This is a genomic window from Paenibacillus sp. J53TS2, from assembly GCF_018403305.1.
GTDB classification, from domain to species: Bacteria; Bacillota; Bacilli; order Paenibacillales; family Paenibacillaceae; genus Fontibacillus; species Fontibacillus rhizolycopersici.
Map to the genome: position 1 here is coordinate 805,787 of NZ_BOSK01000001.1, position 16,576 is coordinate 822,362.

At 53.4% G+C, this 16,576-nt stretch carries 14 protein-coding genes and 1 pseudogene; 4 read left to right on the plus strand and 11 right to left on the minus strand.

Annotated features, from left to right (window positions below):
* Positions 1-129: 129 nt before the first annotated feature.
* On the plus strand, positions 130-888 hold the full coding sequence (locus KJS42_RS03835) for a DUF2161 family putative PD-(D/E)XK-type phosphodiesterase (protein ID WP_213621996.1): 759 nt from the start codon (positions 130-132) through the stop codon (positions 886-888).
* A 65-nt stretch (positions 889-953) separates the two neighbouring features.
* On the opposite strand, the gene KJS42_RS03840 is transcribed toward KJS42_RS03835, so the two are convergent.
* Positions 954-1,094, minus strand: a complete 141-nt coding sequence (locus KJS42_RS03840) for a hypothetical protein (protein ID WP_155607098.1) — start codon at positions 1,092-1,094, stop codon at positions 954-956.
* A gap of 34 nt (positions 1,095-1,128) precedes the next feature.
* Positions 1,129-2,505 (minus strand): aminotransferase class I/II-fold pyridoxal phosphate-dependent enzyme, encoded by a 1,377-nt coding sequence (locus KJS42_RS03845; RefSeq protein ID WP_213621997.1) that lies wholly within the window; start codon positions 2,503-2,505, stop codon positions 1,129-1,131.
* A gap of 192 nt (positions 2,506-2,697) precedes the next feature.
* Here KJS42_RS03845 and KJS42_RS03850 point away from each other — a divergent pair, with 192 nt between their 5' ends.
* A complete protein-coding gene (locus KJS42_RS03850) occupies positions 2,698-3,108 on the plus strand; it encodes a hypothetical protein (RefSeq protein ID WP_213621998.1) in 411 nt (136 codons plus the stop codon).
* Positions 3,105-4,172, plus strand: a complete 1,068-nt coding sequence (locus KJS42_RS03855; RefSeq protein ID WP_213621999.1) for a phosphodiester glycosidase family protein — start codon at positions 3,105-3,107, stop codon at positions 4,170-4,172. The genes KJS42_RS03850 and KJS42_RS03855 overlap by 4 nt, the downstream gene beginning before the upstream one ends.
* A gap of 975 nt (positions 4,173-5,147) precedes the next feature.
* Here the strand turns inward: KJS42_RS03855 and KJS42_RS03860 are convergent.
* From KJS42_RS03860 to KJS42_RS03885, 6 genes and pseudogenes are all read right to left on the minus strand, one after another.
* Entirely contained in the window at positions 5,148-5,393 is a 246-nt protein-coding gene (locus KJS42_RS03860; RefSeq protein WP_155607094.1) for an AbrB/MazE/SpoVT family DNA-binding domain-containing protein, read from the minus strand.
* A 91-nt stretch (positions 5,394-5,484) separates the two neighbouring features.
* Positions 5,485-5,649, minus strand: a pseudogene (locus KJS42_RS23400) (DapH/DapD/GlmU-related protein); the annotation flags it as partial.
* A 155-nt stretch (positions 5,650-5,804) separates the two neighbouring features.
* Positions 5,805-6,269 carry a tRNA (uridine(34)/cytosine(34)/5-carboxymethylaminomethyluridine(34)-2'-O)-methyltransferase TrmL gene (gene trmL, locus KJS42_RS03870; protein ID WP_155607093.1) on the minus strand — a complete coding sequence of 155 codons (465 nt, stop codon included), beginning with the start codon at positions 6,267-6,269 and terminating at the stop codon, positions 5,805-5,807.
* Positions 6,270-6,437: 168 nt separating this feature from the next.
* On the minus strand, positions 6,438-7,526 hold the full coding sequence (gene serC / locus KJS42_RS03875; protein ID WP_213622000.1) for a 3-phosphoserine/phosphohydroxythreonine transaminase: 1,089 nt from the start codon (positions 7,524-7,526) through the stop codon (positions 6,438-6,440).
* Positions 7,527-7,688: 162 nt separating this feature from the next.
* A complete protein-coding gene (locus tag KJS42_RS03880; RefSeq protein ID WP_213622001.1) occupies positions 7,689-8,573 on the minus strand; it encodes a hypothetical protein in 885 nt (294 codons plus the stop codon).
* A gap of 20 nt (positions 8,574-8,593) precedes the next feature.
* A complete protein-coding gene (locus KJS42_RS03885; protein ID WP_213622002.1) occupies positions 8,594-11,323 on the minus strand; it encodes a GH36-type glycosyl hydrolase domain-containing protein in 2,730 nt (909 codons plus the stop codon).
* Between the two features lie 254 nt (positions 11,324-11,577).
* Here KJS42_RS03885 and KJS42_RS03890 point away from each other — a divergent pair, with 254 nt between their 5' ends.
* Entirely contained in the window at positions 11,578-12,594 is a 1,017-nt protein-coding gene (locus KJS42_RS03890) for a LacI family DNA-binding transcriptional regulator (RefSeq protein ID WP_213622003.1), read from the plus strand.
* 70 nt (positions 12,595-12,664) lie between these two features.
* On the opposite strand, the gene glnA is transcribed toward KJS42_RS03890, so the two are convergent.
* The 3 genes from glnA to KJS42_RS03905 form a co-directional block, all read right to left on the minus strand.
* Entirely contained in the window at positions 12,665-14,089 is a 1,425-nt protein-coding gene (gene glnA, locus KJS42_RS03895) for a type I glutamate--ammonia ligase (protein WP_155607088.1), read from the minus strand.
* A gap of 228 nt (positions 14,090-14,317) precedes the next feature.
* Positions 14,318-15,361 carry a 3-deoxy-7-phosphoheptulonate synthase gene (gene aroF / locus KJS42_RS03900; RefSeq protein WP_213622004.1) on the minus strand — a complete coding sequence of 348 codons (1,044 nt, stop codon included), beginning with the start codon at positions 15,359-15,361 and terminating at the stop codon, positions 14,318-14,320.
* A 415-nt stretch (positions 15,362-15,776) separates the two neighbouring features.
* Entirely contained in the window at positions 15,777-16,469 is a 693-nt protein-coding gene (locus tag KJS42_RS03905; RefSeq protein ID WP_213622005.1) for a CAP domain-containing protein, read from the minus strand.
* Between the last annotated feature and the right edge of the window lie 107 nt (positions 16,470-16,576).

Below are 16,576 nucleotides of genomic sequence, written 5' to 3' on the forward strand. Positions count from 1 at the left end.
TTACATACCTATGCGCGTGAATGGGAGAAGTTGACCTTTTTTCCGACGAAAATATTCGGATGGAAAAAGTAGGAATTGAGGTTTGTGATATACTTTTTACATGATCATGGGAAGGAAAAGGGGATCGTCATGGCGGTACAGCATGAGACGGAATTGTACGCTCCGCTGAAGGCTTTTTTTGAGGAGCGCGGATATGTGATCAAGAGCGAGGTGCGGCATTGCGACCTGGTTGGCGTTCGGCCGGGCAGCGATGAACCGCTGATCGTGGAAATGAAAAAGACGTTTAATCTTCCCCTGCTGCTGCAGGGTTTGGAACGCCAGCGCCTCAGCCCCAAGGTGTATTTGGCTGTAGAACGCAATCGCGCCAAAAAAGGGGCGCACAACCAGCGTTGGAGCGAAATCACGCTGCTTTGCCGCCGGCTGGGGCTGGGACTGATCGCGGTTACTCGGTATAAAACAAAACCCGCTTTCGTGGAGATCCTGTGTGCGCCGGGGAACGAGGCCTTGTACACGCCGGGGCCGAAAGTGGTCAAACGCCGGGCGGAGAAGCTGCTGCATGAGTTCCACGAACGAAGCGGCGACTACAACGTTGGCGGCAGCACCGGCACCAAGCTGGTGACGGCCTACCGCGAACGGGCGCTGCGCATCGCGCTCGCCATCGAGGAGGGCGGCGGCGAGATGTCGCCGAAGGACGCGCGTGACCGCAGCGGCGTCGGCACGGCCGCCGCGATCCTGCAGCGCGATTACTACGGCTGGTTCCGCCGCGTCGTCCGCGGGCGCTACGCGCTAACGCCGGCCGGCGCAGAGGGGCTGCGTCAGTACGCCCACGTCGTTGACGGGTGGCGGAGGGTAGCAGCGACCGCGGAGCGGGAAGGGGAGCGCCTCTAGGAACTGGCGGGATGAGGGTGGTGCGCTGGTCTATCCTAGAGCCATGGAATTAATCCTTGGCCCGCTCAGCTCTGATCTTTATCCCGTTGATCTTTAGGTTCCGGGATTTGATTCAGACCTCTCATGAATAACAGATACACATAGACGGCCAGACCCAGGCCTGCCATAAACAGAACGAATTTCCCTATTGCCCATAACGTCGCCATCGTTCTACCTCCCTTATTGCGATTCGGGCAGCCTTCATTCGTCCGCGGAGCGCGCCGTGAACTCGGCGAGGGCGGCGGTGAGACGCGCCAGACCCTCGCGCAGCCGCGCCGGTTCGTGCGCGGCGACGGTGAGCCGGATGAAGCGATCATCCGGCTCTTTGGCATAGCACAGCGTCCCCGGCAGGAACGCTGTGTCTTCCAGCAGCGAAGCGCGCAGCAGCGCTTCGCTGGAGACCCCGGCGGGCAGGCGCAGCCAGAGGTACAGCCCGCCGCCGGGGTCTTCTACGCAGGCGCCGCGCCAAGCGGGCGCCTGCAGCAGCTCCAGCGCGAGCGCGCGCCGCGCGGCATACGCCGCCGCAGCCTCGGCGGCGGCGGCGCTCCCGCGCCCCGGCGGCTGGGCGAGCCAGGCGTGGAGCCGCCCGGCTCGCTCGGCCACGGCCGCCCCCGCGGCGCTGGAGCTGCCCAGCGATGGAACGCGGCGCAGCCGTTCCATCGTTTTCGCTTCGCCGCGCAGCCAGGCCAGCGGCAGCTGCGGCGTCAGCGTCCGTTCCAGAGAGCCGAGGCTGACGATCTCGGCTCCCCATAGGCCCGCTTGCTGGCGCAGCACATCCAGCGACGTCGTGTCCCCTTGTCCCCCGTTTTCTTTCAGATCCTTGGATAGGTCCTCTACTTCTGTTCCCGCCATCTCCTTAGCCGTACCTTCACACTCTGTCCCCGCCGTCTGCTCCAGTAAATCCTTGCTTCCCTTCTCTTCCCTATCGGTTACCAGATCTCCCACTTCGGCGAACGGCACCAAGCTCGCCGTATCATCCATAACGATCGGCAGGCCCAGCCGCTCGCTGAGCTCCAGCAGTGCCAGCTTGCGCTGCCGGCTCCACACCCGGCCGGACGGGTTCGAGTAATGCGGCGTTACATACGCCATAGCCGGGCGCCCCCCGGCCGCCTCGCATTTCCGCCGCAGGTCGTCCGGCAGCATGCCGTCCCGGTCGCAGTCCACCGGGACCGCCCGGATGCCGCGGCGGCGCATCAGCTCCAGCGCCTCCGGTGCAGCCGGCGTCTCAACGAGCACCGTGCCGCCGCCGGGAACCAACGCCCGCAGCAGCAGGTCTAGCGCCCCATCGGCGCTTTCGGCCAGTATCCATTGCTGCGGTTCCTTGCTAATGCCTTCGGCTTCTTCGTATGCCGAAGCCAACCAATCCAGCAGCGTGCGAATCCCACTACGCTCCGCCGGCTCCCCCTCTTGCCCATTGTTGTCCACGCTATATTCCCGATCCAGGCGTGCTCCGACTCCGTTCCCATGCGGCCCAGCCAGCGAAATCAGGTTCCCTTCCCGCAACCGATCTTCGATTTCCCGGGCGAAAGCCGGCGGCAGTCGGCGCTTCAACATATCCAGACCCGTATCCACAAGCACACCCCGCTTTCATCTTGTATAAGCGATTGTACCTCAGGACAAATTTCCCAGACAATGGGGACCTAACTGCGCGTCATGCCTGATTTTGACGAATCATTGGCAAATCTATCATTTTTGCGAACCTAGTGTCGTCATGATAGAATGAAAACTGCATCATGACAACTTTTAATATTACTTATGAGGTGATTTACCATGTCTTACTCTACGGAACCTGCAACCGTCACCGAAACGAGTCGCAGCAGGAAGACACGGCGGCCTTCCGTAGCCATGATCTTGTTGATTTGGGTCCTATTGATCGGCGCCGGGGTTACCGCGGCCTACATGTATAGCAATCATTTGAAGCAATCGATGATCGACCAGTTGGACATCAAATGGCAAAGTGAAGCCGAACAAATGAAGGCGGATTATACAGCTCAGCTAACGGCTTTGTCCGGCGAGGTGAAGGATTTGCAAAGCAAGGTGGAAGCGTTCAACGAATTGCTTGAATTCACGAAAGACAACAGCAGCGAAAAAACGGATAACAGCAACAAATTGTATTCGCAATTGAGCGAGGTCAAGCAGCAGCTAGCCGCGCTTCAGAAGAAAATGGACCTGCTCAAATGATTACGCCGGTCAAGCAAATCAACCGTTTTTTTCTGCTGACTACCGGCCCGTTGATCGGAATGCTGATTGCACTCTTCATCAGCGGAGCCGCCATCGAATGGAACCGAGTTCCCCATCCCATCACGCATGACGCTGAAGTTTTCCAAACCACGGCTTCGATTTTGGAAGGATTAACCAAGGCGGAGAAAGATGCCAAAACGACGATCTCCTCCATCCGCCAAACGGCCGAACTTTACCAGAAAACAACCCAAACGATGAGCACCATCGTCAAAACGGCAAAAACGACGGCAACTCGTCCTGAATCCATTTATAACCGACGTATTACGTCCAAGTTAGGTTCCCCCTTTGAGACCATTCAAAGTGACATGATTCGCATCGAATTGTACAAGGTTAACCCTGGCACTTATCGAGGGTATGCGATGAAGATCCGACTCAAGTCGCCGGACGCCATGAAAATGACGTTAGGGAAGGACCGTGTGGGTGGGGCGGAGACGACGAAGCAAGCCGTGCAGCGACATGGCGCGGTCGCTGGTATTAATGCCGGTGGATTTGCAGATTCCCGCGGGGAACGCTACCCTTTGAGCACCACGATCATGAACGGTCAGTACGTTAACGGCTTCGAGCCGACATATAAGGATTTGTTTTTTGTTGGAATGAATCGGTCGGGCCAACTGGTCGGCGGCAAGTTTCAGAGCAAGGCGAGCCTCGACAAGCTGCAGCCCAAGTTCGGCGCCTCCTTCGTGCCGATCCTGCTGCAGAACGGTGTGAAACTCCCGATCCCCCAAAAATGGAAGACGTCCCCGCTGCGCGCACCGCGTACGGTGATCGGGAATTACAAGGATGATCAGTTGCTTGTGCTAGTTGTCGACGGCGATAACGAAAAGGGACGTTCCGGTGCTACACTGGAAGAATTGCAGAACAAGCTGTGGAAGATGGGGGTACAGGATGCCTATAATTTGGACGGGGGTGGCTCTTCTACCCTGGTCGTCAATGGCCGAGTGATCAATAACCCATCTGATGGCGCACTTCGCCCAGTGCCCACTCATTTCTTGTTTTTCAAATAAGCATTGCGCCTCCACGCGATCGATTTGTCTATGAAATATTTCACATTTTGGATTTATTTTTGGGCCATCGCCGGGTATAATAGGATAAGGAGTACAACGTGGAGGTGTTCGGCTTTGTCATTCTCTTTAACGTTCTGGATTATTACTATCGTTTTGGCTATGTTTTTGTGCGGGATTTTGACTGCAGCCTATAACGAAGATAAAACCAAAGGCCTTTAATAGGTTAGTCAAAAAAGCGGCTTCCCATCACGAAGTAGTTCAATGTAGAAGGCTCGGCGTCGAATCTTAGGATTCAGCCGGGCCTTCCGTTGCTCTCGTAGCCCCTAGCTACGCTCCGCTACTCCGTCCCTAAGCTTCTTCCAACCTTCTCGGTGCTGAAAACCCTCCCTTTTGACTTTAGATTGAACCGGTTAGTCAAAAAGGCGGCTTCCCATCACGAAGTAGTTCAATGAAGAAGGCTCGGCGTCGAATCTTAGGATTCAGCCGGGCCTTCCGTTGCTCTCGTAGCCCCTAGCTACGCTCCGCTACTCCGTCCCTAAGCTAACGGACACCAGAGATGCTATTACACGCATTTTGGGATCCGCCAAACTCTAACGGACCCAGGAGACCTTATTTCGCACAAAAAGGGCTCAAACGCCGCTCGAAGGTGCCGATAAGGTCTCTGGAGTCCGTTACAGCGGGAAATAACCGGGAAATCGGCAAATAAGGTCGCTACGGTCCGTTAGCGCTGACTGCGGCTCTGCTGCATTCAACCTCGAGGCCCTCAACAAAGACGATCTGCCACAGTCGGTGGCATCTTCCACTAGAATCATTCTGCGACGCATCGGCCACTAACCATCATCCTCCCCTGCGCTTAGCGCATGCGTCAGACAGAAATCGACGCAAGCCGACAAAATAAATAAACTTCCCGCGAGGGAAGCTTATTTATTGTTGTGCTCTGGTGCTGCTAAACGTATCAAACGTCCTGAAATGGATCTAGGACAGTTGGCTCATTTCGACCAGGCATTGATTGCAAATGGAACGCTCTTTGAAATCGCTCACGCCTTCCATCGATCCGCAGAAAACACATTTCGGCCGGTAACGCTCCAAAATGATGTGATCGCCTTGCACCAAAATCTCGACGGGATCTCCCTCGTTCATTTGATATCTCTTGCGAAGCGACTTGGGTAACACGATTCTCCCGAGTTGATCCACTTTACGGACCACACCAGCAGGTTTCATAAAATTGTACACCTCTCCTGAAAAATAGTTATGTAAAAATAGAACCAAATACCTAATCTATTATATTTCGCTATTTTTTTCAGGATTCCTGCTACATTTCCACGTTTTTAATTATTTTCGCAGGATTGCCCCCAACAACGGCTCCATTGGGCACATCTTTCGTCACGACCGCACCCGCGGAAATTACCGCGTTATCACCGATGGTTACCCCGGGAACGATCACGGCCCGACCGCCAATCCATACGTTGTTACCGATGTTCACCGGTTTGCCATATTTGGCCCCGGAGTTGCGTTCAGCCGGATCCAGCGGATGGGTTGCGGTATAAATGTGTACCCTTGGCGCCATAAAGCATTATTCCCCGATCCGCACCTCGCACACGTCCAAGGTCCTCTCTCTTTCGTCACTAAAACTTACTGCATCCCCGGAAAATCAAGCTGCCGCAGTGCCTCGTACACAATGATAGCCGCAGAGTTCGACAAATTGAGCGATCGGACCTTGTCGGTCATCGGCATGCGCATGACCGTTTCGGGATGGGCGGCCAAAATTTCAGGTGCCAAGCCTTTGGTTTCTTTACCAAACACGAAGAAATCTCCGTCCTGGAACTGAAAATCCGTATAACGCTTGTCCGCCTTTGTTGTAGCAAAGAAGAACCGGCTACCCGCATACTTCTCCTCTACTTCCTGAAAAGAATCGTGGTATTCGATATGCACCGCATACCAATAATCCAAACCAGCCCGCTTCATCGTAGCGTCGTCTGTCCGAAAACCAAGCGGACGCACCAGGTGCAGATGGATGCCCGTCGCTGCGCAGGTTCTGGCGATATTTCCCGTATTGGCCGGAATTTCCGGCTCCACCAGCACAATATGTAAGGCCATGATGATCGAACTCCTCGTCCTAAATAATAAAATCGGCCCATCAGAGACCGTACTTGTTCCATTATAGCAAATTTTGTCCGCAAAAAACCTCCAACCCTCACCTAGCAACAGGCGGGTTTGGAGGTTGCGGCGTAACGGAGCGTTCCGAGGGAAGCCCCGCTATACACTTTATCCGTGCGTTTTTTGAAATTGATTCATGAAATCGACAAGCGCTTGAATATTCGCCTTCGGTACCGCGTTGTAAATCGATGCGCGCAGGCCGCCAACGCTGCGATGGCCTTTGAGCCCAACGAAGCCTTCCTTCTCGGATTCCTTCACGAACAGTTTCTCCAGCTCCTCGCTCGCGAGACGGAAAGTGACGTTCATCGTCGAACGGCTTTCTGGACGTACGCAACCCCGGTAGAATCCGCCGCTTCCATCAATCGCTTGATACAGCACATCAGCTTTATCTTGGTTCTTCTTCTCGATGCCTTCAAGCGCCCCTTGCTCTTCGATCCATTTCAGCACTTCATTCACCATATAAATCGAGAAGGATGGCGGAGTATTGTACAACGAGTTGTTCTCGGCATGCGTATCGTACCGGAACATCGTCGGCAGATGTTTCGGCGACTCGCGCAGCAGCTCCTCGCGGGCGATCACCACGGTTACCCCCGATGGTCCCAGATTCTTCTGTGCGCCGGCATAAACCATTCCGAACTGGGTCAAATCAAACGGACGGCACAATATATCGCTGGACATATCCGCGATCAGCGGAATGCTGCCGGTGTCCGGGAAATCGCGGAACTGCGTGCCTTCTATCGTTTCATTCGAGGTTACATGCAGATAAGCGGTGTTATCCGGCAGACGTAGGCTGCTGACGTCCGGGAGCGACATGTACTTGTCTTCTTCCGAGGAGGCCGCTACGAATGTTTCACCGATGAGTTTAGCTTCTTTTAACGCTTTCGTAGCCCAACTGCCCGATTTCACGTATCCAGCCGCCTTGCCTTCCGTAAGCAGGTTCATCGGCAGCATGGCGAATTGAGTGGAAGCCCCGCCCTGCAGGAACAACACCTGATAACCGGATGGAGTGCCGAACAGCTTCAGCAGCCGGCTGGCCGCTTCATTATGGACCGCTTCATAAACTGCGCCCCGATGAGACATCTCCATAATCGACATGCCTGTCCCGTGAAAATCAACAAACTCCGCCTGCGCCCGTTCCAGGACCTCCAGCGGCAACGCGGCTGGGCCCGCGTTAAAGTTATAAGCTCTGTTACTCATTTCTCCCCATCCCTTCCCTTTACAATCCATGTCTGGTTTCGAATATAATTAACGATTATCATAGCAACTATTCGATCTCCCAGCAAGCCGTTATTTCGCAAAAATTCACTATTTTGCAGAATTGACACATTAACGCTTCATTAAGGGAAAGGAGTAATGGGTTTATTCAACGCTAAATTCATAGATCCGTGTCCAGCTTTGTCGTTCTCCCGGCGCCACATGAACCGCGAAGAACATTTCCGGGGAAATGACATGTCCGTGTCCCCAAACGGCAGCCGAGCTTAACGGAAGCTTGCTCAACTCGCGTACGGTCAGGCCACTGGGATGGTGCGTCAATTCCCACAACCACGGAACCTCACGTCCGTCAAAATGGTCCATCCGGAAATAAAAATCCTTCTCCGGACGCCGCTCCCAGGTTACGTGATCCCCTTTAAACTCTAAGCCCTCTAGCGTCTCTGGTTCGTCGCTCCAAATTTTCGGAACAAACGGCAGCTTCAGCACGTAATCCGACCCAACCGCATATCCATCGATACCTAAAAAGTTATGACTGTATTCGTCAGTCAAAATCGCTCGGTTTCCAGTGTTCTCCACTGTATAGGTGACAAACAACTGGTTACCCGAAATTTCAATATTCTTGAGCATGCGCACGGCATATCCCCGGCATTCTGCCGGTTGGGTCGTAAAGCAGATCTGCTGCGCACTCTTTTGCTCTATTTCCGTCTCAAACCGTCTGCAGGCATATTCCCGGTAGAACCGGTATTCCGCTTCGTCCGGTCGGGTCAGCAAACCAACGCCCAGCTTGGGAAAAAGCTCGCCTACACGGGCATCCTCATACCCGATCGCTTCTTTAATGCCAAATTCGCTGCACAACCCGATCCCGCCTGTACCTGTACCCGGCGTCAGGCTTTCCGGCACGCAGAACTGGTGCCGTCCGTTCAGCTCGATACCGGTAATAATTCCGGACCCGTCGAACCGGGTCCCGCGGTACGCTTCGCCGAGTTCGGCAATTTTCACGCTCAATCGGTCGTTTTGTAAATGATAAGCCATCGACAATTCCTTCCTATCCGTTACGCTTTCAGCGTAATTTCTATGCGGTGAACGACTCCTTCCGGCAGTGTCTCGATCGCCTGACGCGGAATGAGGCAGACCTCACGATGAGGCGGGCAATCCAGCGCCTTGCCGTTTAAGGCAACACCTCCGATTCGATACTGTCCATATTCGGTATGCTGCAGGTTTCGGTAAACGATCTGCAGTTTCCGACCGGCGAAACTGGTGATCACGGAAGCTTCTCCTTCCGCATCGAATTGCTCCAAAGTCAACTTCGGCTCCAGACGCAGATCACCGTAATCGCCTTTCACCCCGTATACTTCTGTCAACAGCGACAACAGCAGCCAGCTAGCCGATCCCGTTAAATAAGTATACATGCCGCGGCCCCGTTCGTTAATATATTCCGGAACCCCTGGATACATCCGGCTCCGTTCGAAATCGGCGGACAAGCGGTAGACGGAATCCAGCACCTGCTTGCCGGCCTGGACAAATCCGCGTTTATACAGCGCGTTGGCGTACATCACGGTCATGTGACTGAACATCGCCCCGTTTTCTTTATGGCCGAAGGCAAATCCGAACGCCCGCCCCAGGTTTTGTTGGATTTCGCCAAATCGTGAGTTCAGGCGGTAACCGATTTGCTCATCCTTGAGGTACCGATCAACCGCAGCCGTGATTTTTCCGACTTGCTCCTCCGTCGCAATGCCGCCCATGATCGTAAACACTTGACCGGTTAACGTCATGCGTACTCCGTTTGGATGATCCCCTTCCACCCGCACGGCATCGTTGTTGTAATATCCGTTAAACCACTCGAACCCTTCCTTGCTGCGAATCCATTCCTGCTTCCGCAAATGTCCAAACGCCCAATCCGCTTTCCGCCGAAGGTCCTCGGACACCTGTTGAACACTTAACTTCCGCTTCTGCCCGCTGACGGCCGGGACAACAGAATCGAAGTAACGGTCCAGCAACTCCTGTTTAGCAGGGATACTCTCATAGTCGACTGGCGTTTCTAGGCTATCCAACAAAACGGCGATTTCTTCGGCGATCTCAATCGTGTCCGTTCCGCCTGGCGCATGTTCCAATCGGGCGATCAACTCGGAAAGTTCTCGCAAATTGCTGGCGTAGAACGCCGTAAAAGCGACGCTCTCCCCGCGTGCCGGCGCCAAATCAAGGCCGTCGTTCCAGTCCGCACCTTCCAGCTTAATATTGCCGTGTTCCCCAACGTTAAAGAACGGCACGATATTTTGGAGGAGGATATGCTCTAAAATGGTCCCTTCGTAAATGCGTCCGTCGTCCGAGTGCAATTTGTTTCCCTGATCCGGTGTCCAAGTGAGATCGCGCTCCCGGCATCGTTTGGTGAAAACGTCGCGAAAATACGTCTGCGGTTTCAGCAAGAATCTCAGATCCCCGCTTTGATGGATGTATAACAGCGTTGTCAACAGCGGCCAGGCACCATGATCCATCCATACCCGTGGAATATTGTTGCGGTCGGCGATAAATTCACCCGGCTTTGCACCGATAATTGTCGCGTTGCTGCCGTCGATCCGAACACCGGCATAGTTATTGTAGAGTAAATGGCCAACTTCGTCCGGCTCCATAACCAGCAATGCCAAACAGTCTTGCCACAAATCTCGCCAGCCCCGTCCGCCGCGTCCATAGTCGTGATACGGGAGGAAAGAATTCCCGTACATGCGTCTCAAAATGGGCTGGAGCGTGACCCATTTCATCCAGAGATCCTGTTGTTCGTCTCCGGATTGGAAGGAGAGCGTATCCAGCTTACCCAACCAATAGGATTGGTTTTGCTCCAGCAACTCGTTGAATCGCTGCTCTGACAAATACTCTGCGGCAACACGCTTGGTATCCATACGGTCGTCGGCGATGATCATGGCTACAATATAGGACACCGATGCTCCCGGCGCCAGCCGGACCGTGTCGAACCGCAACGCGCCAACCGCCTCGTATCCCTCTGCAACAGCCCCCGCTTCGACGTAGTGGCGGCGATTGGCGACCACGGCCTGCGGCCAGTCCAAGGCCCCGCCTTCGCCGATGAAATCCTCGGTTACCGGGAAGAAGCCGACTGGGGCTTTACCGTCCTGCGCCGCACCAAAAACGCCGTAAGTTGTTTGGTTGACACGATGCCCGCGCTCATCGAAAGACAGCGACGGTTGAACCTCAACGCCGTGGACGGAGGTATAAATCCGGTGAAGCAAGGACGTGACATGCCGGTGATCCCGCAGGTCGTCCGCCGAACGCGCATACAGCGGAATCGCGGCAGTTGGCGTGAACATGAGTTCCGTGTTACCTGTATTGGTCAGCCGAACCTTCATCAGTTCGATTTTGTCATCTGTCACGGGTACGAAGCTGGTCGTTTCTGCCCGCAGGTTCAGAAGGTTATTCTCCCGGGTCAACTTATGCCACAAGAACCCTGCCTCCAACGAGGAATGCTCGTTCTTCTCCGAAAACAACGCGGCGTTTTGCCGCGCCGAGTTTCCGGTCGCGGACCAAGCCCCGAACCCTTCGAGGTAGACCCAAAAATTCCGCGCCGCTTTGGAGTTATGCAGGCTCTCCACCGAGATCGGCTCCAGCAGAAACGAATTATGCCCCGTTGTCGATTGCCCATGCAGGGTTGGGGACACCGAGGACATCATTCCGGCTTCGTTCACCAAAGGAAAATACAAATAACTGCTCAACTCGGGCTGTTCAAGCCGAAACACGCCCTCTTTCCCCTGAAATTTCCAACCACTTGTCGCCATAAAGCTACTTCCTTTCCATATTGTATTGGCATATTCCGAAAATTTTCGGCCACTCAAACCATTATTGTGATAAAAACCAATTCCAGGACAAATACCCGAAACCGGTTTCGGTAACTCCATTATCCTTGCTATCCTTCAGTTTGTAAAGGGTTTCAACTCTTGATTTCCGATGAGTTATTGACGATGACGTGAAAGATCGGTATGCTAGGTTCACGAAAATATTTTCGCTAGAGAGAAACGGAAGGCTGAAGCGTATGAATATGAAACAGATTGCAGAATTAGCCGGCGTATCGGTGGCTACCGTGTCCAAGATCGTCCACAATTACAGCGATATTTCAGAGGAAACTCGAGCCAAGGTGCTTGAGGTCATGCGGCAAACCGGATATGTTCCCGCCCACACGGCAAAGACACTGGCGCAGAAGCAAACCCCGATCATCGGAATCGTCTTCGCCGGGAGACGGCATGCAGATTTTGCCCATCCTTTTTTTGCGGAGGTATTAAACGCATTTCAGAAGCAGGTGGGGTTGTTCGGCTACGACTTGCTGTTTCTTAACCCCGATCATAAGAGCAGCGGAAACGCCGATTATTTAACGCGTTGCCGACAGTATCGGACGGCTGGATGTTTTATCGTCAGCGGGCAAGAGGTGGGTACCGAGATCCGTGCGCTGGATCAGAGCGAAATTCCTTGCATCGGCATCGACATCCCGTTGCACGGGCGAAGCTCTGGCTATCTCATGTCCGATCATGCCAACATGTCGGCAAAAGCGGTGGAGCATTTCTATCTGCTGGGTTATCGGGAGCTTGGGTACATCGGCAGCACGGTCGAGTCCGATATCTCCAGGGAGCGGGAGCAGGGATATCGAAATGCCCTGGAGAGCTACGGACTCCCCCTCCGTGAGGAATGGTTCGCAGGCGGCGACAGCTTCTATGAAGCCAGCGGTTACGAGGCCATGACCCGCATGATCCAGGCCGGCTCATTGCCTAAGGCGATTTTTGCTGCCTCGGATTTGCTGGCCATCGGCGCTTTGCGAGCGCTGAGAGAACACGGGCAGCGTGTTCCTGAGGAGGTTGCCTTAATCGGCTGCGATGATATTGAAGCCTGCCGTTACGTAAGTCCTTCCCTTACGACCATTCGTCAAAACAAGGAGAAGTTAGGTCGTCTAGCCGCTTCTTTGCTCTTCGATCTGATTCACAACCAGTCGGTAGCCAGCTCCGTCGTCGTTGAGCCTGAGCTGGTTGTGCGGGATTCATGCGGAAGCAGGAGCGCTTAAGTAGATCGTGAATTCAAAAAACTCCCCATCCGTTGGATGGGGAGTTTGTCGTATGATAGCTAATTCAGCTTTACAGATCGTAATAAAGGCCAAATTCGTAAGGATGTACTCGCACGGCGACAGCTCTCGCTTCGGCGCGCTTCAACTCTACAAAGTTGTCGATGAACGCCTTCGTGAATACACCGCCTTGGGTCAGGAACTCATAATCGTTTTCCAAAGCGCTTAGCGCTTCGTCCAAGGAACCCGGAACACTGCGAATCGTCGCTTTCTCTTCATCGGACAATTCATAGATGTTCTTGTCGAACGGTCCGTAACCCAGTTTGACCGGATCGATTTTGTTCTTGATGCCGTCAAGGCCTGCCATCAGCATGGCAGAGAAGGCCAGGTACGGGTTCGCCGTGGAGTCCGGGGTACGGAACTCAATGCGGCAGCCCTTTGGTGTTACCGCGGCTACCGGGATCCGGACGGCAGCTGAGCGATTCCCCTTCGAGTAAACCAGGTTTACCGGAGCCTCGAAGCCAGGAACCAAGCGTTTAAACGAGTTCGTGCTTGGATTCGTAAACGCAATGATCGCTGGAGCGTGGTACAGGATGCCGCCGATATAGTTCAAGGCGATTTCGCTCAGGTTTGCGTAAGCCCCTTTGTCGTAGAACAGCGGAGTGTCGCCGTTGAAGATGGATTGATGCACGTGCATCCCGCTACCGTTGTCGCCAAACAGGGGTTTCGGCATAAACGTTGCCGTTTTCCCGAACTGAGCGGCGGTGTTGTGCACGATATACTTGTAAACCATCAGGTTATCCGCGGTTTTCAACAGCGTATCGAAGCGGAAGTTGATTTCCGCTTGACCGGAAGTCGCTACTTCGTGGTGATGACGCTCCACGCGGATGCCGGATTCTTCAAGCAAACGGCACATTTCGCTGCGGATATCCTGTTGCTTGTCGGTTGGCGCTACCGGTACGTAGCCGCCCTTGACCGGCACTTTATAACCCAGGTTGCCGCCTTCTTCCGAACGCCCCGTATTCCATGCCGCTTCCTCGGAATCTACCGAGTAGTACGTTTTGTTCATGCCACTTTCAAAGCGGACATCGTCGAAAATAAAGAACTCGGATTCCGGGGCAAAGAATGCCGCCGTGCCCACGCCGCTTTGCTTCAGGTATTCTTCTGCACGCACTGCAATGCTGCGTGGATCACGCTCATATCGGTCGCCGTCCGGCGTATAAATGTCGCAAAATACGTTCAACGTCGGATGCGCGGTAAACGGATCGACGAATACGGAACCATGGTCCGGCATCATGACCATGTCGGATTCTTCAATGCCGCGGAACCCGGGGATCGAAGATCCGTCGAAAGCTACGCCGTTCACGAAAGTTTCCTCATTCACTTCTTTAGCCGGAAGGGTAATATGATGTGCCCGTCCCGATAGATCAACAAAACGGAAGTCTACCCACTCAATTTGCTTTTCCTTGATTGTTTTTAAAACGATCTCTGCTGACATACTCTTTCCTCCCCAAATCACGAACATTAAATCTTATTTTTGCGATTAACGTTCATCCTTTAGTATGATTATGTCGTCATTATAGGACTGTGGGGGCGAAGTCGTCAATACTTATGTAAGGTATTTTTACATCCGAAATAAGGTATTATTACGCATAGTACAAATTTGTCTACAAAAAGTATAAAAGCCCACTCGCCGCAGGGCGAATGGACTTTAAGTCATTCTATGTTACACATGAAGTGCGGCCTTCGGGGTATCAAAGCGTTTCCCTATCAGTGGGGCCAATTTCTCCAAATCTTGCAATAAAGCGGCGAATTGGTCAGGGAACAAAGACTGTACGCCGTCACCGGTCATCGAGTTGTCCGGATCGGTGTGCATTTCGATGATCAGACCGTCTGCCCCGGCGGCCACGGAGGCCTTCGTCATCGGTTCCACGAGCTCACGACGGCCCGTGCCATGGCTCGGATCGGAAATGACCGGCAGATGGCTTAAGCCCTGGAGCACCGGAATCGCGGACAGATCCAGCGTATTACGGGTGTAGGTTTCGAATGTTCGGATCCCGCGTTCGCACAGCATCACGTTCGGGTTGCCGCCCGCCAGGATGTATTCCGCCGCGTTCAGGAACTCGTCGTAGGTGGCGCTGAAGCCTCGCTTGAGTAATACCGGCTTGTTGCAGGTGCCCAGCTTGCGCAGCAAATCAAAGTTCTGCATATTGCGTGTTCCAACCTGCAAAATATCGGCGTATTCAGCGCAGACATCGACGTACTCCGGCGTCATCACCTCTGTAATGGTCAGGAGGCCATGCTTCTTGCCCGCTTCCGCCATCATGACAAGGCCTTCCACGCCAACCCCTTGGAAGCTGTACGGACCGGTACGGGGCTTAAACGCCCCTCCCCGCAATACTTGCCCGCCGGCCGCCTTCACCAAACGAGCGATTTCGTCGATTTGTTCCGGCGATTCTACTGCGCAAGGGCCGCCCATAACAACCAGCTCGCCGCCGCCGATCTTGACATCACCGATAGAAATGACCGTATCTTCCGGATGAAAATCTCGGCTAGCCAATTTATAGGACTTCGAAATCTTAATGACATTCTCGACGTCCTTCATTTGGCGAAGATGTTCGGCGAGCTTCGGTTCGATCAGGCCGATCAAACCGATGACGGTACGATCCTTCCCGCGGGAAACATGGGTCTGCACTCCTTCCTTCTCAATCACGGCGATAATTTCCTGAACGCGCTCCTCAGGGGTTTGGTTTGATGTAATAACGATCATTCCGATTCCATCCTTTCTTAATAAGACGATTGTATGCAGGCTAAAAACCATTATTCGAACGCACAAGCACTATTTCGCTTGAACGCTTGTGTGCTTTTAAGCTTTTATTCACTAAAGTAACTATAGCTGAATTTGTCTCTCCCGTCAACCCCAATGGTCATAGGCTAGTGCTTAAATGACGTAACGCTCGGTCCATCACGCCTTGTCCGGACGTTTGCATGATTATCCCGTTAAGTCAGATCGTAGATGGCAGGTTACCTAGTTGGAAACACACCCCCTACCTTACTCCTGAACAAAAGGGATGATGGCGAAACGGACCGTACAAAGACATTGATCCCCACCTTTTCTATACGGCGAACAAATAAAAAAAGACCGGAGAATCGTGCTCCCCGGCCTTTCCTGTTTATGAAGCTATTTATCTTCCAACAAACTCCTGTGCCCAATATCCGTTATAATAGCCGACACCGATCAGATTGTAATTGGCGTTCAAGATATTGGCGCGGTGGCCTTCGCTGTTCATCCAGGCGTTGACGACCTCAGTTGGCGTCTTCTGCCCCATCGCGATATTCTCGCCCGCATAACCGAATTGAATGCCGAACTTCTTCATCATGTCAAACGGCGAACCATAGGTTGGAGAGGTATGGCTAAAATAGTTATTATCGCTCATATCCTTCGCTTTAGCCCAAGCCATATTGTTTAACTCTGCATTACCCGTGAGCGGCTTGAGGCCCTGTTTCGCACGCTCCTGATTCACCAGGGTAATAACCTGAGTAGCAAATTGCGACTTGTCGGTCGTTGCGCTTTGCGTAGTTCCTTGCGTAGTTCCTTGTGTCGTTCCCTGTGTCGTTCCGGTTTGCGCTTTGTTGCCTGTCGTGCCTTGGCTGCCGCTTTGTACCGGTTGCTGAGGTTGATAGTATTGATACCATGGAATCGTATAATAATTCGTCCAAGTGTTCGCGCCATAGGTTGTATAAGTCTTATAGGTTGAATAAGTTTTATAAGTCGTCGTATTCGAGGCTGCCGAGGCCGAAGCCGGCACAACGATTGCTGCGGCTAACATTGCGGTTAGTCCACCCGTCACCAAACGTTTCAGTCGATTCGATTTCATCCTGTCATCTCCTTGTTGTAGTTGATAGGTTAGTTACATTTTTGTAACCTTTCTACAACGAGTATAACATGAATCGAATCGTAGGGGACCCCGCAAATGTTGGTAAA

What these genes read in the sequence shown, in the direction of transcription:
- trmL (WP_155607093.1), bottom strand. Translation starts at nt 6,269, where the DNA reads ATGGCCTTACATATTGTGCTGGTGGAGCCGGAAATTCCGGCCAATACG.
- KJS42_RS03890 (WP_213622003.1), top strand. Translation starts at nt 11,578, where the DNA reads ATGAATATGAAACAGATTGCAGAATTAGCCGGCGTATCGGTGGCTACC.
- KJS42_RS03860 (WP_155607094.1), bottom strand. Translation starts at nt 5,393, where the DNA reads ATGAAACCTGCTGGTGTGGTCCGTAAAGTGGATCAACTCGGGAGAATC.
- glnA (WP_155607088.1), bottom strand. Translation starts at nt 14,089, where the DNA reads ATGTCAGCAGAGATCGTTTTAAAAACAATCAAGGAAAAGCAAATTGAG.
- KJS42_RS03885 (WP_213622002.1), bottom strand. Translation starts at nt 11,323, where the DNA reads ATGGCGACAAGTGGTTGGAAATTTCAGGGGAAAGAGGGCGTGTTTCGG.
- KJS42_RS03835 (WP_213621996.1), top strand. Translation starts at nt 130, where the DNA reads ATGGCGGTACAGCATGAGACGGAATTGTACGCTCCGCTGAAGGCTTTT.
- KJS42_RS03905 (WP_213622005.1), bottom strand. Translation starts at nt 16,469, where the DNA reads ATGAAATCGAATCGACTGAAACGTTTGGTGACGGGTGGACTAACCGCA.
- KJS42_RS03850 (WP_213621998.1), top strand. Translation starts at nt 2,698, where the DNA reads ATGTCTTACTCTACGGAACCTGCAACCGTCACCGAAACGAGTCGCAGC.
- serC (WP_213622000.1), bottom strand. Translation starts at nt 7,526, where the DNA reads ATGAGTAACAGAGCTTATAACTTTAACGCGGGCCCAGCCGCGTTGCCG.
- KJS42_RS03840 (WP_155607098.1), bottom strand. Translation starts at nt 1,094, where the DNA reads ATGGCGACGTTATGGGCAATAGGGAAATTCGTTCTGTTTATGGCAGGC.
- KJS42_RS03880 (WP_213622001.1), bottom strand. Translation starts at nt 8,573, where the DNA reads ATGGCTTATCATTTACAAAACGACCGATTGAGCGTGAAAATTGCCGAA.
- KJS42_RS03855 (WP_213621999.1), top strand. Translation starts at nt 3,105, where the DNA reads ATGATTACGCCGGTCAAGCAAATCAACCGTTTTTTTCTGCTGACTACC.
- aroF (WP_213622004.1), bottom strand. Translation starts at nt 15,361, where the DNA reads ATGATCGTTATTACATCAAACCAAACCCCTGAGGAGCGCGTTCAGGAA.